Below are 25,864 nucleotides of genomic sequence, written 5' to 3' on the forward strand. Positions count from 1 at the left end.
CTCAGCGGCCCGAGGTGCCTCGAATGGCAGGGAAACCGCCATCGACGTAGTGCACGTTGGTGTATCCGAGGTCGGCGATCTGCTCTGCGATGCGCGGTGCCTGCGAACGCACCGACACGACGGCGATCTCGGTGTCGCGGTTGCTGACCAGCGGGAACGAACCGGTCGGCGTGGGCGCGAGTCGGGTTGTGACCTCATTCGGGTCGACGACGACTGCGCCGGGGACACTGCCTTGATGACGGACGACCTGCGGACGGGCGTCGACAACGACTGCGTCGCCGTGCTCGACGTGATCGATGGCTTCTGCTGCGGTAATCGCACTCACCACTGACACTGGTGACTCACTCCTGAACTCGAACTTCTACTTGCCTGTCGGGAGTCGGTGTACCGCTCTCCCCCCAAAAGGTTACGGAAAGATATCGATCTGTCCACCTTCGCACCAACAGCCTGGTCACAGGATCAAAGCTGTCGCGAGGACGGGCGAACCAGCTACCCGATTCCGTCAGCCCCGACCACGACCGGCGACGCGCGGATTGCCGCGCTTGCCCCAACTGTCACCGCGTTTACCGTGACGGTCGCGGTTGAAGCTGCCACCGCCCTGACCATTACGTTTGCCGCCACGTGTGCGAGGCGGGCCCTGGTCGCGTCGGATGTCGATCGGGTTCTTGCCGATCCGCGTGTGCCGCAGGCGCTCCAATGTCTCCCTGTCGAGATCTTCAGGAAGCTCGACGATCGAGAAGTCGTCGCGGATGCTGATGTTGCCGAAATCACCCCGGGTCAGTCCGCCCTCGTTGGCGATCGCGCCCACAATCGCGCCCGGAGACACCTTGTGTTTGCGTCCGACAGCGATCCGATAGGCGGCGAAGTTGCCGCCACCCGACCGCGGCGCACGTTCCCGACGCTCGGGACGCTCGCCCTTCGGCGGGTCGGGCGCCATCAGGAATCCACCGTCGCGGGTCTCGAGCGCCAGCGCCGCCGCGATGTCGGCCATCGCCACGTCGTTGTCGCGGGCGTAGTTCTCGATCAGCTGTCGGAACATGTCGAGATTCTCCGACGCCAGATTCTCGGTGATGGAATCGGCGAAACGCGCGACGCGCTGAGCGTTGACGTCGTCGACAGATGGCAGATCGATCTCGGTCAGCGGCTGACGTGTTGCACGCTCGATTGCGCGCAGCAGATGGCGCTCCCGCGGCGAGACGAACAACAGAGCGTTACCCGACCGTCCGGCACGCCCGGTGCGTCCGATGCGGTGCACGTACGACTCGGTGTCGTGCGGGATGTCGTAGTTGACCACATGCGAGATCCGGTCGACGTCGAGTCCGCGGGCAGCCACGTCGGTGGCGACGAGAATGTCGATGCCACCGGCTTTGAGCTGATTGATCGTCCGCTCGCGCTGGGCCTGCACCATGTCGCCGTTGATCGCGACCGCGGAGAACCCCCGCGAGCGAAGCTTCTCGGCCAGCTCTTCGGTTGCCGACTTCGTGCGGACGAAGACGATCATCGCGTCGAACGTCTCGACCTCGAGGAAGCGCGTCAGGGCGTCGAGTTTGCGCTGGTGAGAAACCTGCAGGTAGCGCTGAGTGATGTTCTGAGCGGTCGCGGTCTTGGCCTTGACCGTGATCTCCTGCGCATCGTGCAGGTACCGCTGCGCGAGGCGTCTGATCGCGCTCGGCATTGTCGCCGAGAACAACGCCACCTGCTTGTCGTCGGGAGTCTCGGCGAGAATGCGTTCGACGTCCTCGGCGAACCCCATCGTCAGCATCTCGTCGGCTTCGTCGAGCACGAGGAAGTCGAGTTGGGAGATGTCGAGCGTGCCCTTGTCGAGGTGGTCGATGACGCGTCCCGGTGTACCCACGATCACCTGCGCGCCGCGTTTGAGACCGGCGAGCTGGACGCCGTAGCTCTGTCCGCCGTAGATCGGCAGGACGCGCACGTCGGGCATGTGTGCCGAGTACTTGCCGAACGCTTCGGCCACCTGGAGTGCGAGCTCACGGGTCGGCGCGAGGATCAGCGCCTGCGGGCGTCGAACCTGCGGGTCGATCCGCGAGAGGATCGGAATCGCGAACGCGGCGGTCTTGCCGGTACCGGTCTGGGCGAGCCCGACGACGTCGCGGCCCTCCATGAGCGGTGGAATCGTGGCCGCCTGGATGGGCGACGGGGTCTCGTAACCGACATCGGCGATGGCGTTGCGTACGCGCTCGTCGATGTCGAGGTCGTCGAATGTGATCGACGGTGTATCTGCGGTCGGGCTGTCGGTCATGGTCTGCGTGTCCCGTTCATCGACTCAACTGTAATCCGCAGGCGGGCCAAAAGCGGCATTCACGTGCGGCATGGTCAAGACCGGAGTCGATCACACCCCAATGTGATGGACGCCACTTTCCCTGCTACCCTCTGTGGCAACATATGCGAGCGGCATCCCGCCCTACCTCGACTATGTCCGTAATGTCTATGTCCGAAATGCCGGATAACACGTCCCAGGGGGCCACCTACATGCAGCAGTACGCCACTCCGTCGGATCTGACCGTCGAAGACAAGGCCACGCTGGTCGACACTCTGCTCCGTTATCGCGACGAACGCCCGACACTCCCACTCTTCCGGCGACAGTCGTCCGGCCAGTGGATCACGGTGACCGCGAAGCAATTCGCCGACGAGGTCGACGCCGTCGCGAAAGGTCTCATCGCGTCCGGGATCGCACCGGGCGACCGCGTCGCGATCTGTTCGTCCACTCGGTACGAGTGGTCGCTCCTGGACTACGCCATCTGGCGTGCGGGCGGGACAACGGTCGCGATCTACGAGACCTCTGCACCCGATCAGGTCCAGTACCTCCTCGAGGACTCCGGAACCGTCGCGCTTGTCGTCGAGGACGCCAACCACCGCGACAAGTTCCGCGAGGTGACCGACGGACTGCCCGCGCTTCGCGAAACCCTCGTCATCGACGACGGCGCGGTGAACGAGCTCACCAACCGCGGCAAAGATGTGCCCGACGCCGAACTCGATGCGCGACACGCCAATACGGTGTCGTCCGACGCAGCGACGCTGATCTACACCTCGGGCACCACCGGGCGCCCGAAGGGTGTGGTCCTCACCCACGCGAACTTCCTCGCCGAGTGCGCCGCAACCCGCTCGGCCGTCGGATCGGGTCTCGAAGAGGGCAATTCGACGCTGCTCTTCCTCCCACTGGCACACGTCTTCGCTCGCGTCATCGCCGTCGCGAGCCTGGAGAGTGGCGTCATCGTGGGGCACACGAGCGATATCCCGCACCTCGTCGAACATCTCGCCACCTTCAAGCCGAACTACGTGCTGTCGGTCCCGCGCGTGTTCGAGAAGGTCTACAACTCGGCCAAGCAGAAGGCATACGACGGCGGCAAGGGATCGATCTTCGACAAGGCCGCCGACACCGCCATCGAGTACAGCGAGGCGCTGGAAAAGGGCGGGCCCGGCATCGCGCTGAAGCTCAAGCACGCGGTGTTCGACGCTCTGGTCTACAAGAAGCTGCGTGCCGCACTGGGCGGCAACTGCGACGGCGCGATCTCCGGCGGAGCCCCTCTCGGGGCGCGCCTCGGGCACTTCTTCCGTGGCGCAGGCGTGCCGGTCTACGAGGGCTATGGGCTGTCGGAAACCACAGCGGCGATCACCGCGAACAGCGAAGAACACCAGCGCGTGGGTTCTGTCGGACGGCCGATCCCCGGGGTGACCATCGCGATTGCCGACGAGGATGGCGAAGTTCTCGTCAAGGGTCCGGTGGTCTTCACCGAGTACTGGCACAACCCCGACGCGACCGCTGATGCGATTCGCGACGGATGGTTCCACACGGGCGACGTCGGACACCTCGAGGATGGCTTCCTCTTCATCACCGGCCGCAAGAAGGAACTGATCGTCACCGCGGGCGGCAAGAACGTCTCCCCCGCCCAGCTCGAGGACTCGATCCGCGCGCATCCGATGATCAGTCAGTGCCTCGTCGTCGGCGACAACAAGCCGTTCATCGCCGCATTGATCACGATCGATGTCGAGGCCGTTCCCGGTTGGCTCGAGCGCAACCGGCTCGCTGCCGATACCCCGTTGACCGAGCTCGCCTCCAACGACAAGTTGCGGGCGGAGATCGCCGAGGCCGTCGACGCCGCGAATGCGAAGGTCTCCAAGGCTGAGGCGATCAAGAAGTTCAGCATCCTCGACACCGATTTCACGATCGATTCGGGCGAGCTCACGCCGACGATGAAGCTCAAGCGCAACATCATCCACTCCGCCCACCAGAAGGCGATCGCCGACCTCTACACGTGATCGTTCGCTAGCAAAGTTCTCACCGCACCCCGCGTGGCCCTGCACGGCTACGCGGGGTGCGGTCTTCTACGCTCGAGTAACCATGACTCGTGATCTCGCCATCGACGCCACACGCGGCGTCGCCATCTGGTCGATGATCACGGCGCACTTCGCGCTGGGCATGCGCATCGCCGAACCCACGCACTCGTTTCCCTATGTCGACGGAATGTCTGCGTTCGTCCTGCTATCGGGATTCGTCCTCGGACTGGTGTATCAGCGCTGGATAGAACGCCACGGCCTGTGGTTCGGCTACCAGCGGCTCACCAAACGGATCGTCGTCCTCTATCTGTGTCAGTTGACGATTGCGCTCGTCGCCGTAGCCGCGGCAATGGCCGGGCATCGCTGGCTCACTCTCCTGCTCCCGATCGACGGGTGGGGCGAAGGTCTACGACTCGCGCTGAGCATGAATTACCTGCCCAGCGGGGGCAACATCTTGTTGCTGTACATGGTGTTGATGGCGTCGGCGTACGTCGTGTTCCCCCTGTTGATGCGCGGATGGTGGGTCGCGGTGCTGAGCGGATCGATTGCGCTGTACGTGCTCTCGCAGATCCACTCCCCGCACTGGTTCTTCCTGACCCAGTCGATGGCGTCTCCGCGGACGGAGAACTGGGCGGCGTGGCAGATCATGTTCGTGCCTGCACTGGTGATCGGCTGGAACTGGCGACGTTGGCAGGGCGCCCGTTTCATCGACAGATACCTACCCGCGTTTGTTCTCGTGGCCGTCGGCGTGTGGTTGGTCTTCCACTACGTGATCGACGCCGGGCCGTTGGCCGATCTCGAACCCCTCGTCGCCGACAAGGTCAGCTTTGCGCCGGCACGGGCGTTGGGCGCCTGGGTCGTCGTACCCGCGGTGTACGGGGTGTTCCGCGCGCTGCTGCGCGTGTGGCACCACGACTGGTTGCGACCCCTCGTGATGACCGGGGCACGCAGCCTCGATTCGTATGTCATCCAGGCAATCGCGCTCATCATCGTTCCGATCCACATCGCTCACCGGCCCTGGGACGAGACCACGTCGATTGCCGTCACGCTGCTCGTCTTCGGCGCGTGCTGGGCGTGGGCGGAGCTTCGACGCGCCGCCGAGATCGACAAACTCCATCGCCTCCCCGCGATCGCCTACGACGCGACGCGCAGCCGCGCCACCCCGGGCGACGGGACTATTGAAGCCCCGGAACGCGAGCCCGTCGCCGGCGGTGTACCCGGTTGAGTTCCCGAAGCCGTTGACTGTCGGGGCAGCGCCGCGCAGAAAGTGACGTCCCTGGGGTCACTCGCACGTACCGGTACATGCGAGTGACCCCAGGGATGTGGTTTTCTGCGCTGCGATCAGACCGGTTCGAGTCGTGCAGCCCGCCTCAGCGAGCCGCCCATGCACGCGCGATGTCGAGTCGTTGCCAACCGCCGTGCGCTCCGGTCTTGTCGAGCGGATACCCGCCGGGCAACGCCGTGCGCGCCAACAAGTCCCGCAGTTGCTGCGTCGACCATCCCGGGTGAGCAGCCCGGATCAGGTTCTCTGCACCGGCCGGAACCTGAAGCGGCGCAGCGGGTCCGGTCGGCAGGAACGAGAAGGTCGAGCGCTGCCGGTAGCTGGTCAGCGCGGCGTCGGTCGACACGTAGGGCTGCTGGCAGCCGACGATGCGGCTGATCGGTGCACCGACTCGCGCGGCGAGTACCGACCGCAGTTCGGTGCGCGCCTGCGCCAGCAGCCTTCCGAAACTCGGGTCGGCGATGACCTCGGCGGTGATGTTCTCGGCAAGCATGCGTCCGCCGATGACGTCGAGTGGGTAGTGCACCCCGAGCACGACGCGGTGATAGCCGTACTCGGCGCCGCGGGCGAGGACCTGCGGCCCGACCTCGGGCAGCATCGTCGCGATCAGAAACGCCTGCGTGTAGCCCCAGGTGGTATGTCCCGACGGGTACGACCCGCTGCCGCGCACCGATTCGTAGAGGTCTGGGCGACCATCGCTGTAGTGGCGGATGAGAGTGGGCGCGACCTCGAACGGCCGCTTGTAGTCGAAGTACTTCTTCTCCTTCGACGTGCCGACGCGCTCGCCGACCAAGGCCTTCTCGCCGAGTAGCAACTCACTCGTCTTCGGAAGCTGTCCCGCCTTGAGCGCGTCGAAGAACGCGGGCGAGAGCTTCGAGCCGAGAGCGTTGAAGATCGCGGGTCCCTCGATCGCGTAGTTGTCGTCGACCGCATACGCCGAAGCCTTGGGACTCGCGGAGTTGTTCACCGCGATGGCCTCGAGAAGATTCTGCTGCTTGATCACCGGGGACAGCGACGAGAACGCGTCAAGGGTCGCGATGTGATCCGCGGGCTTCGCAGTCGCGAACGGCGCCGACTTCTCGCCCGCGGTGAAGCCACTCGACGCCGAGACGGCAGTCGGGGCGAAGGCACATGCTGTGGGAGCCGCTGTGGCGGTCGTGGGTACCAGCAGGCCGACGGCAGCAATGACGGGAACGACTGCGGCCGTGAGTAATCTGCGACTTCCGAACCGACGCATAGGTGTTTCCTCCCCGAGGCAGTTTCGCCCCATGGACGTCGGGGCCGGTCGCGAACTCACTCAGATGACCAGCTCATGTCAACGCCACGGCGACGATGCGGTGAACGTCTGGTGTCCAGACCGGTCCCATCAGATCGGGGTCGGACAATCCGGTCGGGCTGGGAAGCGCTGTGGGGGTGCTTGCTCAGCGAACCTCGTAGAGGATGCCCCGACCGATTGCCTCGCGCACCACGGGCAGTGCTGCTTGTGCGAGCGCGTCGGCGTCGACGTCGTGGAAGTCGGCGAGAAGTTCGATCAGAGCGCCGAGTGGCACCTGGCCTCGGCAACCCGCCAGCAGTGCCCGTGAGACGTCCTCGACGCCGAGCACGGCGCCGGGCCCGCCGGGACGGCGTACGGATGCACCGATCTCCTGCCACCCCTCGTCGCTCGGAAGTGACTGCGCGTCGAGAAATACGGGAGCAGTCTTCAGCCGAGCGGCCAGCAGGGCGTCGTCGGAGGTTGCCCGCAGATAGTCACGACGGTCCAAGAACGCCTTCGCTTCAGGGCCGGTCACTTCCTCACCAGCGCCGGTGATCTCCTCGATCACGACGTCGGGCGGGCCGTCGGGTCCGCCGCGACGATCCCGAAGTGTGATGACTCCCATGCCGATTCCCGCAATGCGCCCGCGCTCGAACCAGTCGAGCCAGGCTGATCCCCGCGCGGCGATCTGCTCGGGTTCTTCGCCTGCGTCGGACAACCACAGCGAGATGTAGTCGACGGGATCGGCCAGTTCGCGCTGCACGACCCACCCGTCGAGGCCCGTCTCCGCGATCCACGAACCCACTCGATCGCGCCAGTCGGCGTCCTCGTAGACGATCCAGTTGGCGAGCAGCTGCGCCGTGCCTCCGGGATTCAGGTGCGCGGGCAACTCGCGGATCAGGCGCGCACACAGAGCGTCGCCCTCCATCCCGGAGTCGCGATACTCGTAGTCCTGCGACCCTGCTCCGACGACGAACGGCGGATTGGAGACGATCAGGTCGAAGCGCTCGTCGCCGACGGGCTCGAACAAGCTGCCCTCGCGCAGATCCCAGGACATTCCGTTGAGGCGCGCGGTCGCGGCTGCCAGAGCAAGCGCTCGGGGGTTGGTGTCGGTCGCAACGATCCGGTCGACGTGCGTTCCGAGGTGCAGCGCCTGAATTCCGCACCCGGTACCGAGGTCCAATGCCGACTCGACCGGATCACGAATGATCGCCCGTGCCAACGAGATCGACGCCCCTCCGATACCAAGTACGTGATCGTGCCCGACAGGACCCGAGCGCATCGCGGCGTCTTGGTCGGAGACGACGAGGTAATCGCGGACGTCGTCGGCGTGCGGTCGGATGTCGAGGACAGCCCGCACCCGCTCGTCATCGACGAACTCGACGACGCCGTTCGCTGCGAGCGCATCCAGCGGCGTCGACGCAAACGCCTGCTCAGCGGCCTCACGCGGCTCGTCAGAGCCGAGGAGGAAGAGTCGGATCAGCGTCGCGAGAGGTCGGTGTTCGGTGGGCGCTGACGAGGTAGCTCGCAGCGCAGGCCACCACACTCCCCCGCCGAGAGCTGCGTTGGCCTCGTCACCGAGAAGCGCGGCAACTCCGTCGGAGTTGTACTGCGCCGCACGCAGATCCGCTCCGATCGAGTCGACGACCGACGCGTCGTGGAGAGGAAGGCGCCCAGGCGTGGGGTCAGACATGCGTCACCGACCTTTCAATGCTTCGTGGGGCAATGTCCAGCAGACCACACGACCCGCACCGTGGCAGACGACACTCACATCAATTCGCCGAGAAGTCTGTACGCAGTCCGTAAAGTGCCCTAGCCTTCCGAGTGTCAGCCGAGACCTGATAGTGACCTTAGAGATTCATTAAGGTTATGCTAACCTCACGAACTGAGCCGATGTGCTGGTGCCATCGGCGGGATGAGTGAGCAGGCGGCGGACACCATTTCGGTGACACATGAGAAGAGAGTGCTTCATGGTGCGTGGCGGGGGTCGGGACCACCCAGCGGCAGTAGGACGATCGAGAACCGGGACGAAATGGCTCGTCCGCGTCACCGCAGTCACGACGTTGTGTTCGGTGTTTGCCGCCGGCGCTACCGGTAATGGCACAGCCGCCGTGGTGGCCACGCAGGCCGCGCATCAGCAGCAGGCCGCAACGCAAGCGGCACAGATCAAGACGAAGCCGACAACGCGTCCCGCCGAGACCTACGACGAGCGACTCGACCGGATCGGCAAGTCGAAGCGATCACTGCTGGCAACGCCCAAGGAGAACCTGGGCAAGGAAACCAGTTGTGTCAGTGCTGAATTCACCTCCCTTGCAGTGGTCTACGACTCGCTCTTCGAGTCGATCCTCCCGTCACTTCCGCCTCAGCTGAAGCAGAACGCCTACGCCGCACGTGCACAGGCACATCGCGACATGGACCAGATGAACGTCTCGACGCTGGCGATCTCCGACAACCCGCTGGCCCTCGGCGCCGATTCCGACGACCCGGCCACCAAGTACCGCACCCCGATCTCCCAGTGGATCGTGGTGCAGCTCTTGAAGGTTCGCGACGGCAAGCAGAACGATGCGATCCCGGTCAGCCGCATCACGTTGATGCAGGCCGTGGAGACGGCATGGCTGTATTTGTTCACGACCGTCGTGGCACCTGCGCGGGTGCTGTCGCAGATCGCGCCGATCCAGGGCAGTCCGTTTGAGGGAACCCAGCTGTCGGCACTCTCGGACTTCATCACCTGGAGGAGCATCCTGCAGATCGGCGTCTCCGCCAGCGCGCTCGGTGCCCAGTACACCTACCAGGCGATCGCCAGCTCGATGATCAACCAATGCGTCGCGCGGGTCACCAAGGAGCAGAAGGACGACGCCGGTCGGCCCAGCGAGACCGTGCGCTACAACATCCCGATCCCGGCCATCGTGCAGGACATCGCCGATCAACTCGCACTCGCCGACAACAAGACCTGCGCTCCGGTCGGTTCACTTCCGCTGTCGCGCATCGTGACTCGCACCTCCGACTACGCGCAGACGATGGTCACCACCGAGGCGCAGAAGCGCAACATTCGTAACGAGACCAAGCGCATTCTTACGACGATGCGCTCGACCCCGATTCCGCACAACCTGATCCCCGCCGATCCCGCGGACTTCAACACGGCGGAATCGATCGCGTCCTACATCGGCACGATCATTCCTTACGTCGGCGGCGCACCCCTCGACATCGCGTTGGGCCTCGGACACAACATCGGCCAAGGCGACAACCTCGCGGCGACGGTACCGCTCGCAGACCTCACCGTGACCAAGGGAATGACCGCCGCGTATTACTCGCTCTACCTGTCGCTGTACTTGTTCAGCACGGCAGGCGGACTGGTGGAATCTGCGGGCCTTGGGGCTGCAGGTATCACGGGTCTTCCGATCACCCCGGTCCGCCTGCTCAACGCGGCCGGTTCGGCAGCCATCACGTACGGACTCGTCAACTACCACAACGTGATCCGGTCGATGTGCTTGCGCGAGGACGACACCACGGGAGCCGGTCTCGGAGCCGAGCAGAACAAGAAGTTGCGCGACGCCAAGGACGGCGTGCGCACCGAGAAGGCGGCCGACGAGAAGGCGCTCGCGCCCGCCGCACCGACCACGTCAGCGCGCGTGCCCGCCGGTGAGGATCGACGCCGCACCGCGACACCGTCGACCACATCGAAGAAGCCCGCCATCACACCGGTGCCCGGCCTGCCCTTCACGATTCCGGCTGCTGGCTGATAGCCGAACGCAATTCGCGGCGGTTGCTGTCGGTCTCGGGTTTGGTGACTCACAGCAACCGCAGGTGGTAGTGCACGTAGGGTAACGCTTGTGCGGTTCGGTGCGCGCAGGCAGAATCCGACCACCTCGCTACGGCGCGGCCCTGGTCCGTCGCATCCTGTCAACGCACGGCCGCTGGTCGGTCTGACGTCGCTGCAACCGTGGGTCTACGACCTCACTGTGCGCCCCGAGTCCGAGGGGGTTGCCGGGCTCGACGGCTGCGATCTCGTCGGGCGCGTCGTCGGAGAAGACGACGAGCTGACCTACGCCATCCATGCCTTCTTCGACCCTGACGAGCACGACGTGCGGGACTCGTACGCCGCAACGGCCGTATCCCTCGATCTCCACTTCGACGACGGGCACTCGCTTTCCGAGCGAGCGGTGTCCGACCAGCACGGCGTCGAACTCCATCCGCGCAGTCAGTACCTTTCTCGGACTATCGCGGTGGATCAATGGACTCTGAAACGAGTGCGACTCACCGGATGCGCGGGGCTGAGGATCGTCGGGGTGGCGCTCCGGTTGGCTCCACCCCCGCGAATCACAAAGAGTCACAAGCAACGTCGGCTCAGGGGATTTGTCGACGAGGTGTGCCTGCGTCCGCGCAGTGTCCCTCCCCCGGAGCGTATTCATCGCGTACGCACCACACGCGGAACGCACTCCAGCGACCGCTTCTCACGCGGCAACTGCGCACCGCTCGTCGCTCCCCCGCACGGGGCGGTGTTCGGTCTGCCGATGACCGACGCGGGCAATCGAGGGTGGCCGTACTCGTACCACGAGGCCAACGACGCCGAGAATCGTTCGCACCTCAACGCTTTCGCGACCTCGCACATCCCGAGTCCCTGGATGGGTGATCGTGGTGTGCTCCAGTTCTTTCCCAGTGCACTTTCCCAGCCCTCGCTCGATCGCGGCGACCGTGCGCTCGAGTTCTCGCACCACGACGAGTCTGATCGTCCGGATCGCTACGCCGTGCCACTCGGCGGCGGCTCTGCCGCCGGTGGTGTCGACGCCGAAATCACCGCGGGCACCTGGTCGGTGTGGCTGCGGGTTGGCTTTCCCTCCGACGTCGGGTCACTGATCTTCGATCAGCTCGACGGGCGCGGATCGCTGGTGTTGTCCGACGCCTCACAGGGTGTGATCACCGGATTCGTCGATGGCCCAGGCGGTTTGGTCGATGTGCCACGCATGTACTTCGCCGCACGCGTCGATGTTCCCGTCACGGCAACACGCCACGCACCCGGTCGCCACGAACGCAGCGCGGTGCTCGGAGCGGTCACGCTCGACGTCGCGCAGCGTCGAAGCGCGGTGCTCGCCATCGGGACGTCGTTCATCGGTGTCGATCAGGCAGCCCGCAACCTCGACTACGACATCTGTCTTGCGGGAGGCGGTTTCGATGCGATCTGGTCACGAAGCCGAGCGGCCTGGGACGCTGTCCTCGGTCGGCTCGACATCCGTGGCGCGAGCGATGACCAACTCGTCACCGCGTACTCCAGTCTCCATCGAGTTCACCTCTACCCCACCATCGCCCATGAGAACGTCGGGACCCCCGAGCGTCCGCGGTGGGCATACGCAGACCCGTTCGTTCCGCCCGTCGACGACGCACCGACGCGGACGGCGCGTCCCGTTGTCGACGGCAAGCTCAGCGTGACCGACGGCTTCTGGGACTCCTATCGTGCGAGCTGGCCCCTACGTACCCTCGTGTGGCCAACGGAGACAGGCGAATTGGTTGACGGCTTCGTCGAACATTACCGGCGGAGTGGTTGGACGAGCAGATGGTCGGCGCCGGGGCCCGCCGACATCATGACCGGCACGAGCAGCGACGCGGTATTCGCCGACGCCGCGCTCGCCGACCTGCCGGGACTCGATCTCGAGAATGCCTACGACGCCTGCCTACGCAACGCGACCACCCCGTCGTCGAATCCCCGCGTGGGCCGAAAGGGTATGTCGCGGTCTCTGTTCCAGGGATTCACCGACACCGACACGGCCGAGGGAATGAGCTGGACGGTCGACGCCGCGATCAACGACGCAGCCCTAGCAACCTTCTCACGCTTACTCGCACAACGCTTCCCAGCTCATCCTCGGAGTGAGGAGTTCCGCACCAACGCGCTGTGGTTTGACGCACGAGCCGCGTCGTACGCCGCCGTCTTCGACGCCGAGAGCGGCTTCTTCCGCGGGCGAGATCGCAAAGGGGACTTGCGCCCGCTCCGCGACTTCGACCCGCGTAGATGGGGCATCGACTACACCGAAACCAACGCCTGGGGAACAGCATTCACCGCACCCCACGACGGCGAGGGACTTGCGACGCTACACGGAGGACGAACCGCACTCGAGAAGAAGCTCGGCGAGTTCTGCGCGACTCCCGAGACCGGCAGCGCCGACATGCGCGGGTCGTATCCCGTTGTGATCCACGAGATGCGAGAGGCGCGCGACACCCGCATGGGCATGCTCGCCCTCTCCAACCAACCCGCACACCACATTCCGTTCATGTACGCCCACGCGTCCACGCCGGGTAGCGTCGCCCACGCGAAGACGCAGTCGTTGGTTCGCGATGCCACACAGCGACTGTTTCTCGGATCAGAGATCGGGCAGGGATATCCGGGCGACGAGGACAACGGCGAGATGTCGGCGTGGTACCTCTGGGCGGTCACGGGGCTCTATCCGCTGTCGATCGGCTCGGGCGAATACGTGATCACCGCGCCGACGTTCCCCTGGATCAGGTGGACGTTGGACAACGGCGCCACACTCACCGTCGACGCTCCCGCGGCGTCGCCGACGAATCGCTACATCGAGTCCGTGACCATCGACGGGCAGCCGTGGAGTCACATCACCGTGTCTCGGGAACGACTGATGCGGGGTGCACGCATCACCATCGCGCTCGGCCCGGCGCCCACGACGTGGGCCGCGGGCACGGTGCCGGCATCGACTACTCCGCAGGGCGCAGTACCCCAACCACCCCGCGACCTGACGAGTCCGCGGGCAGCTCCGACGTGCGCCCGCGGCCCAACAGACGCAACCGCCGTCTTCGACGACGATTCGTCGACAGCGCCACTACTCCTGCCATCTGGCCACGCGGTCGGCTGGGCATTCGACGCCCCGACCCTCGTCGACCACTACACCGTCACCCCGCACTCGGCGGGCGAGCTGGGGTGGCTGATCGAGGTTCTCGACGACGCCGGCACGTGGATCTCCGTCGACGAACGGAGAGCTTCGTTCCGGTGGGATCGACAGACCCGCATCTTCGCGCTGCCGACGGCGAGCACAACGTCGGAGATCCGACTGCGGACACTCGACGACGCCGAGCTGGCTCAGTTGGAGTTCTTGCGACTGAACAGCACCGTGCACCCACCGGAAGAAAGCCAGCACTGCCCGCGACGTCTCGCGACGCCGCGGGCAAGCGATAGTGGCGAGTCAGTGTCCGGCGACCACGTCGGCCTCGTCGACGGTCACCGGCGTTCGGGCTTTGGGTAGGAACCAGTAGGCGAAGCACACGATTCCGAAGAAGAGATAGCCGAGCGCCACCTGCGGGTTGGCCGCCCACGTCACCTCGGGTGCATGGATGAGCCCGATGAACGACAGCACCGCACCGACCAGGCAGGCGATCGCCGCATAGTGGAACTTCTTGTCCAGGATGAACGTCACGATCGCCCCCAACACCAGACCCACCAGCACCGCACCTTCGCCGAAGGTCTTGAGGCCGGAGTAGACGAGCCCGGCGTTGGCCAACGCGTCGCCTCCTACCTTGTCGGCCGTCGTTCCTGCCGCGGACAGTGCGTTGTCGATGAGGCCGGTTCCCCACTGCGCGAGGTTCGGCAGGATCGCCGCGACCACCGCTACCGCGTGCAGTCGGGGTACAGCCTGGAACGCCTGGGCCCCGATGAGCAGGCCGATGTAGAGCAGGATCGGCACGATCGCGGGCACCGGCAGCAGCGCCTCGAGTACCCCGACCAACCCGAGGAAGCACAGCAGGCCGACCACCACCCCACTGGCCAGCGAGTACGTCGACCGACCACCGGCGTCCTTCCACCCCGGGTGCCCGATGTAGACCGCAGGCGGGAACGGCGAGCCGAACGCCGCACCGATACATGCGCCCGCACCGTCGGCCAGCAGCACGCTCCGTAGGTCGTAGTTGTCGCCCGCGGCGGCGGCGCTCTCGACGTTGCTCATCGCCTCGGTGAAGTTGTAGACGCCCAACGGGATTGCTGTGCCCAGCAGCGGGGCGAGATCCCCCAAGCCCGAGAAGAGCATGTCGAACCGCTGATCCGGGACTCCGATGGCGATGTTGTCGACAGCGCTCTGCAGGTCGGGCAACGACATGAACCCGCCGATCCAACCGATGGCGGTGCCGACAAGTAGCGCTGCCAGCCCGACCGGGATGTTGCCCGGCAGCTTCACGTCGGTGAAGAACCCGATCAAGATGATCGCCAGCACCGGCAACCCAATCCATGCCGCATCCCATATCTGTCCGGCCGGCCGCATCGAGATGAAGGTGATCGAGATACCGGCGAGGGTGCCGAGCATCGCCGCGCGCGGGGTGAGCTTGCGGACGTACGGTCCCACGAACGCTCCGATCATCACGATCACACCGATCATGAACGCCCACGCCAAGCCGGCCTGCCAAGCCTGCATCGCGTCGTTGCTCTTGAGGTAGACCGGCAGCATGACCACGAATACGACGATGAACATGTGTGGAACGCTCGGCCCGTACGGCAGAGCCGTGACGTCACTCCTGTTCTCACGCTTGGCAAGTCGTCGGGCCAGGTAGGTGTAGTACAGATTGCCCAGCACGAGTGCGACGCCGAGGGCGGGCAGCACGGTACCGAGGACATCGTCGGCCGGAACCTTGACGACGCCGATCATCAGGCCGGTAAGGGTCAACACGTTGACGAGAATGTTGAATCCGAGCCCGAAGAAGGCGTTGGTATCCCCTCGGGTCCACCACGGTAACTTCGCAGTGGCGTCAGGTGTCGACGGCTCGGTGGGTGGCGCGGGTTCGACGGTGGTGCCCATGATGTTCCTTCGAGTGTGTAGATGTTTCAGCAATGTCGATTCCACAACGCCGTGGAAGGTGGTGGTGAATAGTGTTGTGCTAGTTCAGGAAACGACGTCAGACGAGGCCTCTGCACGACGCCCGAGCATCGCCGGGAGCAGGTCGGCACTCGCAGCGACCCAGCCGAAGATGCCGCCCTGCGCGGCGATCATCTCCAGCCCGACACGCTGAAACTCAGGGAAGTAGGACCCGACGCAATCAGAAACCACGACGCACTCATAACCCCGGTCGTTGGCTTCACGAGTTGTGGTGTGCACGCACACCTCGGTGGTCACGCCGGTCACCAATAGCTGCGTGATGCCATTGGACTCCAACACTTTTCCGAAGTCCGTCGCGTAGAAGGCACCCTTGCCGGGTTTGTCGATCACGACTTCGTCGGCCAGCGGCGCAAGCTCGTCGACGATGTCATGGCCGTACTCGCCCCGGATCAGGATGCGTCCGAATGCCCCGAGGTCGCCGATCCGTTTCGACGGAGCACCTCGAGACAGTTTGGCGGGCGGGCAATCCGACAGATCAGGGAGGTGTCCTTCTCGCGTGTGTACGACGAGCATGCCCGCTGATCGGGCGGCGGCGAGCAGCGCCTGCAACGGTTCGACGACCTTCTGCAACTGCCCGACGTCGTTGCCAAGAGTCTCACCGAAACCACCGGGCAGCAGGAAATCTCGCTGCATGTCGATGATCACCAGTGCGGTGCGGTCGAGTTCGAGATCGATTGGTTCGGGTAACGCCATGACGGTGACCGATTCGCTCACAACACGGCCTTTCTGTTGTGCTGCAGGGGTTTCGCTTGCACGCTGTTCAGCTCTGGGCGTCCCACGACGGAGGCGTGCGCCCGCGGCTCGTCGAGCAACTCGGCCGCAAGATGCAACACCGTGTCGTCGGAGAGGGCATCGCCGAGCAGCATCGCAGCATGGGGACGTCCGTCGGCGGTGGTTCCCTGCGGTACCGAGATCCCTAGAAGGTCAAGCAGATTCCCGAAGTGCGTGTAATGACCGAGCATCGTGTTCGCCGCGATGGGTTGTGCAAGCACCTCATCGACGGTGAACGTGCGGCCGATCGTCGGCACCACCAGAACATCCATGGCGCGCCAGATCCGGCCGACCTCGGCACGCAGTTCGGCGAGTCGCTGCAGCGCGGCGAAGGCATCGACCGCCGTGTACTTCAGTCCGCTGCGCAAGATATCGCGCACCACTGGGACGATCTCTTCCGGATGCTCGTCGAGGAATTCATCGAACACCACCAGGCGCTCGGCGACCCACGGCCCCGAATACAGGAGTTCGCCGGCGGCAAGGAAGGGCGCCAGAGATACCTCGACGACCTCAGTCGGGACGGAGAAACTGTTGTTCTGGAGCTTGTTTCGGAAAGCAAGATGAGCATCGCGCATCGCCTCATCGCCGAAGAACTCCAACTCCTCCACCGGCGGCAGGCCGATAGTGATGCGGTCACCGTCGAATCCCGGCCCCGACGCTCGTGACCACGGATCATCGTCGTCGACGCCTGCCATCACCGCCATGACCCGATCGACGTCGTCGATGCAGCCGGCCATCATCGTGATGCAGTCCAACGACTTACACGCCGGCACAAGCCCCACAGTGCTGATCAAGCCTCGGGACGGCTTGTAACCGACGACACCGTTGAGGGCCGCAGGGACCCGGCCGGACCCGGCAGTGTCGGTGGCCACCGCGAACGGGACCTCACCCAGCGCGACCGCCAGCGCCGATCCCGAACTCGAGCCACCGGAGATCATGTCGCCCCCGTAAACGCTGCGGGGCACGGTGAACGGGGTGCGCGTGCCGTTGAGACCGGTAGCGAACTGGTCGAGGTTGGTCTTCCCGACGTAGAGCGCACCCGCGTCGAGTAGGCGCTGCACGACCGGCGCGGTGGTCTCGGCGACATATGCGTAGCCCGGGCACGACAGCGTTGTGGGCACCCCGGCGACGTCGATACTGTCCTTGACGCCGAAAGGCACTCCGTACAGCGGAAGACCGCGCGCGCCCGGCCTGGCTTCGAGTTCGGCCGCCGCCGCCATCAGTTGGTCTCTCGGCACCGTCGACAACCAGGTGCCATCGTCTCCACGCGCCTCGATCGCATCGCAGACCATTCGTGCGGTTCTGCTCGGCGACCCGCTACCGCTCACATGTGATTCGACGATCTCGGCGACCGTCGGCCCCAGGGTTGGACCCTCTCCGGAAATGTTCATACCGTCGATTGTCGACAGAATCGTGCCAACCGAAGAACGACTGTGTGTCGTTTGTGTTAGCTCATCCGGGCTTCGTCGGCTCGCCCGTCCTCCCCCATCGTCGCCTCGACAAGGTTGAGGTAGTTGAGGTGTCCGTGATCACGTAGTGCGGCGACCACGGCTTCGATGTCGTTGGCTTCTAGCGCGTGCAAGATGTCGTGATGACGATGGAGTCCATCATCGTGCCCGTGGTGGTCGCGCGCCTCCGCACGCAGGTTGACCGCCATGGGCAACTGTAGTTTCAGCAGGATCGGCTCCAAGGCGATGTCGAGTTGCCGATTGTCGGCGAGTCCGACCACCGCTGCATGAAACCGCCGATGAGCATCGTCGATATCAATGTCGGCCGAAGCATTCTCCATGGCCTCGATGGCCGCGCGCACTGGCGCAAGTTGAACGTCGGGATCGGCCAGCGGCAGTGCCGACTCGACCGCATATCGCTCGAGGAGTTGGCGAAGTTCGAAGAGCTGCAAGATGTCTCGCGGTGCCCACTCTGCCACCCGGGTTCCGCGGCGAGGCTGGTGTTCTACGAGGCCCTGCTGGGCTAGCAACCGGAGTGCCTCTCGGACCGGAGCCCGACTGATGCCGAGATCGGTGCAGAGTGTCTCTTCGACAATCTTCTGTCCGGGTGTCAATGCCCCGGACAGGATCGCGTCCCGAATACGACGGCCTGCCACGTCGACGAGGCTCTCCGGGAGATCGGGGGTGACACCGGACCCATCGATCTCCGTCATCGTGCGTTCGTACCCTTCGTAGTGATGAATTCGTGGGTGACGGTTGGTCGTACCCGTGGCCGAGTCTAGTCAGCATCGCGTCATCCGCTGGACATCTCTGGCCACCGTGACGTCGGATGCGAATTCACGGGCGCACTGATTCGAGTAAGGGTTCTGTGGTGCGCGAGGGGGGACTTGAACCCCCACGTCCGTAGACACTGGAACCTAAATCCAGCGCGTCTGCCAATTCCGCCACTCGCGCGTGCGCGGTCAACAGTACCGGTCGCGCGGCGATACACCCAGGCCAGGTACCGTCAAAGGTATGTCTACTACGCGTCGTGGTGCCCGCAGGCACCGCCCGGCACTGTTGGTGCTGGTGGCGCTCGCCGCTGTCGTATGCCTCGGCATGGCGTGGTGGCAGTGGGATCGTTATGAGTCGTCGGGCGGTACCGGCCAGAACCTGGGCTACGCGCTCCAGTGGCCGGCGTTCGCCATTGCGTTCGTCTGGGCGTACCGCCGGTTCGTGGTGCTCGAGGCCGACCCTGAGGAGGTCGAGAAGCTCAGGCCCAAGGGCGTGACCGAGATCCCCGACGGCATACTTCCCGAGCGGGCCACCACCCCGAGCGCGTCGTCGTTCGCCGCGACTCCCGTGCGCGACGATTCGACACTCACCGACTACAACCGGTACCTCGCCGAGCTCGCCGCCACAGACCACGAGCGCACCGAGGCGCAGCCGGTCACCACGCCCGCGACGACCCGCGAGTCCACACAGACGGAGGAACACCCCAGGTGAGCAGCGAGACCCCACAGAGCACCGAAACCGCCCAGTCCGCGCAGACCACCACGCCCGTCGCGAAGGTGAAGAGCGCACTGACTCGCTATCGCGTGCTCGCGTGGATCACCGGCATCTGGCTGCTGCTGTTGGTCGCCGAGTTGATCCTGCGCTATGGCTTCGGCAATCACGTCTTGGACTTCGTCCCGCCGGTACACGGCTGGATCTACTTCATCTACCTGATCTGCGCGATCGACCTCGGTATCAAGGTGCGTTGGTCGGTCGGCAAGATCATCGTGACCGCCATCGCGGGCACCATCCCCTTCCTCTCGTTCTATGTCGAGCACATCCGGTCGAAGGAAGTAAAGGCGCAGTTCAACCTGCCCTAAGGCACGCGCAGCGCTGCGTTCACGCAAGCGCGGCTGACTGGCGAGGTGCGCATCGTCCAGTTGGCCAACTTCTACGGTGAGCGCTCCGGAGGACTGCGCACAGCCGTCGACCGCTGGGGTGCCGGCTACGTCGCCGCAGGACACGACGTGACGCTCGTCGTACCGGGAAGCGAATCACGCGAAGATCTGATGCCGTCCGGCGTAGTGAAGATTTCGGTGCGCGCCCCGGGTATCCCGTTCTCCGGCGGGTATCGCCTGGCATCCGCTCGACGCGTCGCCGACGTTCTGGCTTCGATCCGCCCCGACGCACTCGAGGTGTCGGACCGGCTGACGCTGCGCGGCTTCGGTGGCTGGGCCCGACGCCGCGACATCCCGTCGGCAATGGTGTCGCACGAGCGGCTCGACAGGCTGCTGGCCATGGCCATGCCCGTGCGGACCGCCCGGGCACTGGCCGATCGGGCGAACGCCGCAACCGCCAACTCGTACGACTCCGTGGTGTGCACCACCGGGTTCGCCGCCGCCGAATTCGAGCGGATCGGGGCCCGCAACGTGGTCCGCGCACCGCTCGGCGTCGACCTGGAGCAGTTCGCACCACACCACCTCGACCCCGCGCTGAGTGCTCGGTGGACCGACGGTTCGACGACTCTCCTGGGCCACTGCGGCCGACTGTCTATGGAAAAGCGCGCGGATCGCTCCATCGCGGCCGCTGCGAAACTTCATCGCGCGGGACTACCCGTGCATCTGGTCATCGCGGGAGACGGTCCCATGCGCGGCGCCCTGCAGCACGCCGCCAGGGGCCTACCTGTCACGTTTCTCGGCCATCTGCGTGACCGGCGCGAGGTCGCGGCACTGTTGGCCAGCACCGACGTCTCGTTCGCTCCCGGCCCGCACGAGACGTTCTGCCTGTCGGCGTTGGAGTCGCTCGCGTCCGGGACGCCGGTCGTCGGATCGCGGTCGTCCGCCGTGGCAGGAATGGTCGACGAGTCGTGCGGCGCACTCGCCGACAATTCTGGGACAGGGTTCGCACGCGCCGTCGAGCATGTTCTGTCGATACCACGTACCGAACGCGAAGGTGCCGCTCGTGCGCGTGCTGCGCAGTTCACGTGGCCCGATTCGGTCTCACGAATGCTCGCGGTCCACAGCGGCGGCGCAGGCTGACGGTGGCCGTTTGCCGCGACGCCTGGTCCGTTGCGCGCCGTCGACCCTCAGGCCAGGGCGCGCAGTGCGGGAACCAACTGCGCCAAGGCTTTTCCGCGATGGCTCAGTGCGTCCTTCTCGGCCGGTGCCAACTCGGCGGCGGAGCGTCCGGCAGCTTCTGCGTCACTGGGAAGGAAGAGCGGGTCGTAGCCGAAGCCGTTGGAGCCCTGCGGCTCTCGCGCGAACGTGCCGCGCCACTCACCGCGCACGACGGTCTCGTCGCCCGCCGGCGACACCAACGCACACGCCGACACGAATGCCGCGCCCCGTCGTTCGTCGGGCGTATCCGAGAGTTGCGCCAACACCAGCGCGTTATTGGCGGCGTCGTCGCCGTGTAGGCCGCTCCATCGAGCGGAAAGCACCCCGGGCATCCCGTTGAGTGCGTCGATCTCAATTCCCGAATCGTCTGCGAGACAAGGTAATCCAGTTGCCTTAGCGCCTGCCCTGGCCTTGATCAACGCGTTGTCCTCGAAGGTCGCACCCGTCTCGGGTTCTTCGGGGTACTCGGGCACGGCGTCGAGTCCGATCACCTCGAGGCCGGTGAGGCCTGCGGCGTCGACGACACGCTGAAGCTCGGCGAGCTTCTTGCGGTTACGACTGGCGAGGAGTACCTGCGACATAGGGTCAGGCCGGCTCGGGCAGGGTGCCGGGATACGGAAGCGCGAGCGCCTCACGCTGCGCCACGAACAGCTTGTCCGTACCGATCTCAGCCATGTCGAGCAACTTGTCGAGGGTGGCGCGCGGGAAGGTCGCACCCTCTCCCGTGCCCTGCACCTCGACGAGGGTTCCGGCATCGGTGGCGACGACGTTCATGTCGACCTCGGCGCGCGAATCCTCCTCGTACGGGAGGTCCAGTCGCACTCGGCCGTCGACAACGCCGACACTCACGGCGGAGATCATGCACGAGAGCGGCTGCGGATCCGACAGTCGCCCAGCAGCTTTGAGCCACGTCACGGCGTCGGCGAGTGCGACGTAGGCGCCGGTGATCGACGCGGTGCGCGTGCCGCCGTCGGCCTGCAGGACGTCGCAGTCGAGGGCGACGGTGTTCTCACCGAGCGCGCCCAGGTCGATGCACGCGCGCAGCGAGCGCCCGATCAGTCGACTGATCTCGTGGGTGCGTCCGCCGATCTTGCCCTTGACCGACTCGCGGCGTGAACGCTCGTGGGTTGCGGCGGGAAGCATCGAGTACTCGGCGGTCAGCCAGCCGAGCCCCGAACCGCGGCGCCAGGGCGGAACGCCCTCGGTGACACTCGCGGTGCACATCACCCGTGTCTGACCGAACTCGATCAACACAGACCCTGCGGGATTCGACGTGAATCCGCGGGTGATGGTGATGGGACGGAGTTCGTCGTCGGTCCTGCCGTCAGCTCGTGTGGTCACGAACTCAACTGTAGGAGATCACCCGGGTAGGTCGAACACCTGGCCCTGGCGCACGAGTCCGACCGGACCCGAGAAGGTACTTCGCGCTTCGGCGAGAATCGCCTCGGCGTCCGACCACGGTGCAACGTGGGTGATCGCGAGAGATTTCGCGTCGGCCTTGGTCGCCATCTCCCCGGCCTCGATGCCCGACATGTGCAGGTGCGGAGGGCGATCCGATGGAGCATGCGTCCACGACGCCTCACACAAGAAGATGTCGGCGTCTGCCGCCAGATCGATCACCGCATCGCACGGACCCGAATCGCCGCTGTACGCGATGACCTGCCCCTCCGGCCCGGTGAACCGAAGACCGAATGTCGCGGGCGGATGGTCGACCCGGAAGGGGTCGATCGTGATGCCGCCCAACGTGATCTCGATATTGTCCGACCACTCGTGGACGTCGAATGTATCGGTGATGTCGTCGATCTGACCACCGAACTCGCTCGACGCCGCCCCGATCCGCAGCGCGGTACCGGTCGGCCCATAGAGCGACGCCAGTTCGGTCGCGGGTGTCGGTGCATAGCGGCGCCACACCAACAACGCGGGAAGGTCAACACAGTGATCGGCATGCAAATGGCTCAGTACGACGTCGACCTCGTTCGGATCAACAATCCGCTGCAACTCCCCCATTACCCCGGGACCACAGTCGACGAGCACGGGTCGATGACCAGGAACGGTCAGCAGGTAACCCGAGCAGGCCGCGCCGGGGCCACCGACACTGCCCGAACAGCCCAGGACAGTCAGACGCATACGACCTACCTTGCCACGCGCACATGGCGGGCAGACCACTTATCGGTCACAAGACACGCCGACCGGGATGTGTGACCGGCCCGGCGTGGGCGACACGCCGCACGTCAGACCGGATCCACCGATCGGACAACGGGTCCGAGGAATCGACTCGACAGCTTTGCGAACATCTCCGGGTCGCCGGTCGCTTGGAAGTGGCGCACAGCCTCGCGCCCGGTGTGCGGGTGAAGGAGGTCGGATTCGGTGAGCACACGGAACAGATCTTTGGCGGTCTCCTCGGCGCTGGACACGAGTGTTACCTCGTCGCCCATCGCCAACTGAATCACGCCCGACAGCAACGGGTAGTGAGTGCAGCCGAGGACAACCGTGTCGACGTCCGCCTCCTGCAGCGGTTCGAGATATCCCTGCGCAAGACCCAGGATCTGCCTGCCGCTGGTGATTCCGCGTTCGACGAAATCGACGAATCGCGGACAGGCGACGGCGGTGATCTGAGCATCGCGGGCGGCGGCGAACGAGTCCTGATAAGCGCGCGACGAGATCGTCGCCTCCGTTCCGATCACACCGATGCGCCCGGTCTTCGTCGCGACAACGGCTCGACGGACCGCGGGCAGGACCACCTCGATCACCGGGATCGGCGCGTAGCGCTCACGGGCATCGCGCAGGCACGCCGCAGACGCGGTGTTGCAGGCGATCACGATTGCCTTGACCCCGCGCTCGGCGAGGTCGTCGCCGATCGCCAATGCGTGGCGTCGAATCTCCGGAATGGTCAGCGGACCGTACGGGCCGTTCGCGGTGTCGCCGATGTAGACGATGTCCTCGTCGGGCAGTTGGTCGATGATCGCGCGGGCAACGGTCAGCCCACCGACGCCGGAATCGAAGATGCCGATAGGCGCGTCGGCGCGTGTGTTCGTGACTATGACCGCACCCCCGGTGTTGTCGGGCCATACGGTGATACAGGACCCGACGAGGCGCTCCGTGGGCGTCGGCGACGATCCCGGTCGGCGAGGAACCACGCGGCAAGCACGCCGCCGATCGCGCCGAACAGATGGCCCTGCCACGAGACTCCGAAGGTGCCGGGGAACACGCCCCACAGCACCGATCCGTACACGAGAAAGAGGATGACTCCGATCGCGATCTGTGTGAGGTCGCGGTTGAAGATCCCGCGCACGAGCAGGTAGGTCAGCCAACCGAAGATGATGCCCGACGCTCCGACTGTGACGCTGTACGACGGCGCGAACAACCAGACTCCGAGGCCAGACACGATCCAGACGATCGCGGTGACGATGAGGAAGCGCTTGCTCAGCAGCAGAATGAATCCCAGCACGACGAGTGGGATCAGATTGGCGAACAGGTGCTGCCAATCGGCGTGGAGAAATGGTGCCCACAGGATGCCGTCGAGTCCGTCGATCTGGCGTGGTTCGATGCCGGCGCGATCGAGGTCGTAGCGCGTCGCGGCGTCGATCGCCTCGACGATCACGAGCACCGCGACGATGAACGCCATCACGATCGCCGACCGCGCCCACAGGGGTCGCGCGCCGCGCGTCGCGGGCGTGGTGCTCGGTGTCATCGTCTTTCCTTCGTCGGGTGGTCTCGACAAGCTCGACCAGCGGGTTCAGCTCGACCGGCGGTGGTCTCGACAAGCTCGACCAGCGGTGATCTCGACAAGCTCGACCAGCGAGGCTCGCTCGACCGGCTGGGGTGGCCCTCCCGCTGGTTGAGCGGGCGCGAGCGCAGCGAGCACCCGAGTCGAAACCACTGCGGCTAGGCCCAGAGCTGCCCCTCGAGTGCCTGCTCGGCATCCTCAAGGCTACCGTCGTACGCCCCGGTGGACAGATACTTCCATCCCGCGTCGGGCACTACCAATCCGATGTCGGCGCGTCGACCTTCTTTGAGCGCCTTGCGGCCGATGCCGCGGGCGGCCTGCAGGATCGCGCCCGTGGACACGCCCGCGAAGATGCCCTCGCGGTCGATGAGTTCACGCACTCGCGCGACGGCGTCGACGCCCTGAACCGAGTAGCGGCGGGTCAGCACCGATTCGTCATACAGCTCGGGCACGAAGCCCTCGTCGATGTTGCGCAGGCCGTACACCTCGTCGCCGTATCGCGGTTCGGCAGCGACGATCTCGATGTCGGGGTCTCGTTCGCGCAGATACCGTCCGACGCCCATCAACGTTCCGGTGGTGCCCAGTCCTGCGACGAAGTGCGTGATCTCGGGAAGGTCGGCGAACAGTTCCGGGCCCGTGCCCTCGTAGTGCGCGCGCCAGTTGGCCTCGTTGCCGTACTGGTAGAGCATCACCCAGTCGGGGTGCTCCGCGGCGAGTTCCTTCGCTATACGGACGGCGGTATTCGAGCCGCCCGCCGCTGGTGACGAAATCACCTCGGCGCCGTACATGCGCAGCAGTGATCGACGTTCCTCCGAGGTGTTCTCGGGCATCACGCAGATCAGGTGGTAGCCCTTGAGCTTCGCGGCCATGGCAAGCGAGATGCCGGTGTTGCCGCTCGTGGGTTCGAGGATCGTCGACCCCGGCTGTAGCAGGCCGTCGGCTTCGGCTTGCTCGATCATGCGCAATGCCGGCCGGTCTTTGGTCGAGCCGGTGGGGTTGCGATCTTCGAGCTTGGCCCAGAGCCGCACGTGCGGACCGTCGGCGGAGTCGTCCCACCGCGGTGAGAGACGTTGCAGTCCGATCAGGGGCGTGTTCCCGACCGATGAGATCAGCGACGTGTAGCGCGCCACGAAAT

At 65.4% G+C, this 25,864-nt stretch carries 21 protein-coding genes and 1 tRNA gene; 7 read left to right on the forward strand and 15 right to left on the reverse strand.

What is annotated here, in order from left to right:
* Position 1 precedes the first annotated feature (1 nt).
* Entirely contained in the window at positions 2–334 is a 333-nt protein-coding gene (locus tag ABW18_RS20800; protein ID WP_049700903.1) for a rhodanese-like domain-containing protein, read from the reverse strand.
* A 168-nt stretch (positions 335–502) separates the two neighbouring features.
* Positions 503–2,260 carry a DEAD/DEAH box helicase gene (locus ABW18_RS20805; protein WP_049700904.1) on the reverse strand — a complete coding sequence of 586 codons (1,758 nt, stop codon included), beginning with the start codon at positions 2,258–2,260 and terminating at the stop codon, positions 503–505.
* 230 nt (positions 2,261–2,490) lie between these two features.
* On the opposite strand from ABW18_RS20805, the gene ABW18_RS20810 reads away from it, so the two are divergent.
* On the forward strand, positions 2,491–4,278 hold the full coding sequence (locus tag ABW18_RS20810) for an AMP-dependent synthetase/ligase (protein ID WP_049700953.1): 1,788 nt from the start codon (positions 2,491–2,493) through the stop codon (positions 4,276–4,278).
* Positions 4,279–4,360: 82 nt separating this feature from the next.
* A complete protein-coding gene (gene opgC, locus ABW18_RS20815; RefSeq protein WP_049700905.1) occupies positions 4,361–5,521 on the forward strand; it encodes an OpgC domain-containing protein in 1,161 nt (386 codons plus the stop codon).
* 145 nt (positions 5,522–5,666) lie between these two features.
* On the opposite strand, the gene ABW18_RS20820 is transcribed toward opgC, so the two are convergent.
* Positions 5,667–6,815, reverse strand: coding sequence for an acid phosphatase (locus ABW18_RS20820; protein ID WP_049700906.1), 1,149 nt, complete (start codon positions 6,813–6,815; stop codon positions 5,667–5,669).
* A gap of 184 nt (positions 6,816–6,999) precedes the next feature.
* Positions 7,000–8,526 carry a DUF7782 domain-containing protein gene (locus ABW18_RS20825; RefSeq protein ID WP_049700907.1) on the reverse strand — a complete coding sequence of 509 codons (1,527 nt, stop codon included), beginning with the start codon at positions 8,524–8,526 and terminating at the stop codon, positions 7,000–7,002.
* A gap of 379 nt (positions 8,527–8,905) precedes the next feature.
* On the opposite strand from ABW18_RS20825, the gene ABW18_RS20830 reads away from it, so the two are divergent.
* Together ABW18_RS20830 and ABW18_RS20835 are read left to right on the forward strand one after the other, a co-directional pair.
* A complete protein-coding gene (locus ABW18_RS20830; protein WP_235434475.1) occupies positions 8,906–10,573 on the forward strand; it encodes a hypothetical protein in 1,668 nt (555 codons plus the stop codon).
* Between the two features lie 90 nt (positions 10,574–10,663).
* Positions 10,664–14,077: a GH92 family glycosyl hydrolase gene (locus ABW18_RS20835; protein ID WP_235434476.1), complete on the forward strand. Its 3,414-nt coding sequence runs from the start codon at positions 10,664–10,666 to the stop codon at positions 14,075–14,077.
* On the opposite strand, the gene ABW18_RS20840 is transcribed toward ABW18_RS20835, so the two are convergent.
* From ABW18_RS20840 to ABW18_RS20860, 5 genes are all read right to left on the reverse strand, one after another.
* Complete coding sequence (locus tag ABW18_RS20840; protein WP_049700909.1) at positions 14,018–15,616, reverse strand: SulP family inorganic anion transporter; 1,599 nt, start codon at positions 15,614–15,616, stop codon at positions 14,018–14,020. The two genes, ABW18_RS20835 and ABW18_RS20840, sit on opposite strands and share 60 nt — an antisense overlap.
* Positions 15,617–15,700: 84 nt before the next feature.
* Positions 15,701–16,408 carry a cysteine hydrolase family protein gene (locus tag ABW18_RS20845; RefSeq protein WP_049700910.1) on the reverse strand — a complete coding sequence of 236 codons (708 nt, stop codon included), beginning with the start codon at positions 16,406–16,408 and terminating at the stop codon, positions 15,701–15,703.
* Positions 16,405–17,856: an allophanate hydrolase gene (locus ABW18_RS20850; protein ID WP_049700911.1), complete on the reverse strand. Its 1,452-nt coding sequence runs from the start codon at positions 17,854–17,856 to the stop codon at positions 16,405–16,407. Before ABW18_RS20850 ends, ABW18_RS20845 begins: the two co-directional genes overlap by 4 nt.
* 56 nt (positions 17,857–17,912) lie before the next feature.
* On the reverse strand, positions 17,913–18,626 hold the full coding sequence (locus tag ABW18_RS20855) for a GntR family transcriptional regulator (RefSeq protein ID WP_049700912.1): 714 nt from the start codon (positions 18,624–18,626) through the stop codon (positions 17,913–17,915).
* A 156-nt stretch (positions 18,627–18,782) separates the two neighbouring features.
* Positions 18,783–18,867 (reverse strand) — tRNA-Leu (locus ABW18_RS20860).
* A gap of 60 nt (positions 18,868–18,927) precedes the next feature.
* Between ABW18_RS20860 and ABW18_RS20865 the strand changes: the two genes are divergently transcribed.
* From ABW18_RS20865 to ABW18_RS20875, 3 genes are read left to right on the forward strand one after another with little or no spacing between them, the layout of a single operon-like run.
* Positions 18,928–19,398, forward strand: coding sequence for a glucitol operon activator (locus ABW18_RS20865; RefSeq protein ID WP_049700913.1), 471 nt, complete (start codon positions 18,928–18,930; stop codon positions 19,396–19,398).
* The gene (locus ABW18_RS20870) at positions 19,395–19,766 is read left to right on the forward strand and encodes a DUF3817 domain-containing protein (RefSeq protein ID WP_049700914.1); all 372 of its coding nucleotides are present in this window, start codon (positions 19,395–19,397) and stop codon (positions 19,764–19,766) included. The genes ABW18_RS20865 and ABW18_RS20870 overlap by 4 nt, the downstream gene beginning before the upstream one ends.
* Positions 19,767–19,811: 45 nt before the next feature.
* Positions 19,812–20,924 carry a glycosyltransferase gene (locus ABW18_RS20875; protein ID WP_049700915.1) on the forward strand — a complete coding sequence of 371 codons (1,113 nt, stop codon included), beginning with the start codon at positions 19,812–19,814 and terminating at the stop codon, positions 20,922–20,924.
* A gap of 47 nt (positions 20,925–20,971) precedes the next feature.
* Here the strand turns inward: ABW18_RS20875 and rdgB are convergent, their stop codons facing one another.
* The 6 genes from rdgB to ABW18_RS20905 form a co-directional block, all read right to left on the reverse strand.
* Positions 20,972–21,583 carry an RdgB/HAM1 family non-canonical purine NTP pyrophosphatase gene (rdgB, locus tag ABW18_RS20880; protein WP_049700916.1) on the reverse strand — a complete coding sequence of 204 codons (612 nt, stop codon included), beginning with the start codon at positions 21,581–21,583 and terminating at the stop codon, positions 20,972–20,974.
* A gap of 4 nt (positions 21,584–21,587) precedes the next feature.
* Positions 21,588–22,343 carry a ribonuclease PH gene (gene rph / locus ABW18_RS20885; protein WP_049700917.1) on the reverse strand — a complete coding sequence of 252 codons (756 nt, stop codon included), beginning with the start codon at positions 22,341–22,343 and terminating at the stop codon, positions 21,588–21,590.
* 18 nt (positions 22,344–22,361) lie between these two features.
* Positions 22,362–23,129: a cyclic nucleotide-degrading phosphodiesterase gene (locus tag ABW18_RS20890; protein WP_049700918.1), complete on the reverse strand. Its 768-nt coding sequence runs from the start codon at positions 23,127–23,129 to the stop codon at positions 22,362–22,364.
* A 104-nt stretch (positions 23,130–23,233) separates the two neighbouring features.
* Positions 23,234–24,043 carry a glutamate racemase gene (murI, locus tag ABW18_RS20895; protein ID WP_083444490.1) on the reverse strand — a complete coding sequence of 270 codons (810 nt, stop codon included), beginning with the start codon at positions 24,041–24,043 and terminating at the stop codon, positions 23,234–23,236.
* Entirely contained in the window at positions 24,040–24,693 is a 654-nt protein-coding gene (locus ABW18_RS20900) for a rhomboid family intramembrane serine protease (RefSeq protein WP_049700919.1), read from the reverse strand. Before ABW18_RS20900 ends, murI begins: the two co-directional genes overlap by 4 nt.
* 194 nt (positions 24,694–24,887) lie before the next feature.
* Positions 24,888–25,859 carry a PLP-dependent cysteine synthase family protein gene (locus tag ABW18_RS20905; protein ID WP_049700920.1) on the reverse strand — a complete coding sequence of 324 codons (972 nt, stop codon included), beginning with the start codon at positions 25,857–25,859 and terminating at the stop codon, positions 24,888–24,890.
* Between the last annotated feature and the right edge of the window lie 5 nt (positions 25,860–25,864).

This window comes from Gordonia jacobaea, assembly GCF_001186365.1.
Lineage (GTDB): Bacteria > Actinomycetota > Actinomycetes > Mycobacteriales > Mycobacteriaceae > Gordonia > Gordonia jacobaea.

Excerpts from the sequence above, each read along its gene's own strand:
- ABW18_RS20805 (WP_049700904.1), bottom strand. The coding sequence starts at position 2,260 with ATGACCGACAGCCCGACCGCAGATACACCGTCGATCACATTCGACGAC.
- ABW18_RS20810 (WP_049700953.1), top strand. The coding sequence starts at position 2,491 with ATGCAGCAGTACGCCACTCCGTCGGATCTGACCGTCGAAGACAAGGCC.
- opgC (WP_049700905.1), top strand. The coding sequence starts at position 4,361 with ATGACTCGTGATCTCGCCATCGACGCCACACGCGGCGTCGCCATCTGG.
- ABW18_RS20820 (WP_049700906.1), bottom strand. The coding sequence starts at position 6,815 with ATGCGTCGGTTCGGAAGTCGCAGATTACTCACGGCCGCAGTCGTTCCC.
- ABW18_RS20825 (WP_049700907.1), bottom strand. The coding sequence starts at position 8,526 with ATGTCTGACCCCACGCCTGGGCGCCTTCCTCTCCACGACGCGTCGGTC.
- ABW18_RS20840 (WP_049700909.1), bottom strand. The coding sequence starts at position 15,616 with ATGGGCACCACCGTCGAACCCGCGCCACCCACCGAGCCGTCGACACCT.
- ABW18_RS20850 (WP_049700911.1), bottom strand. The coding sequence starts at position 17,856 with ATGAACATTTCCGGAGAGGGTCCAACCCTGGGGCCGACGGTCGCCGAG.
- ABW18_RS20855 (WP_049700912.1), bottom strand. The coding sequence starts at position 18,626 with ATGACGGAGATCGATGGGTCCGGTGTCACCCCCGATCTCCCGGAGAGC.
- ABW18_RS20865 (WP_049700913.1), top strand. The coding sequence starts at position 18,928 with ATGTCTACTACGCGTCGTGGTGCCCGCAGGCACCGCCCGGCACTGTTG.
- rdgB (WP_049700916.1), bottom strand. The coding sequence starts at position 21,583 with ATGTCGCAGGTACTCCTCGCCAGTCGTAACCGCAAGAAGCTCGCCGAG.
- ABW18_RS20890 (WP_049700918.1), bottom strand. The coding sequence starts at position 23,129 with ATGCGTCTGACTGTCCTGGGCTGTTCGGGCAGTGTCGGTGGCCCCGGC.
- ABW18_RS20900 (WP_049700919.1), bottom strand. The coding sequence starts at position 24,693 with ATGACACCGAGCACCACGCCCGCGACGCGCGGCGCGCGACCCCTGTGG.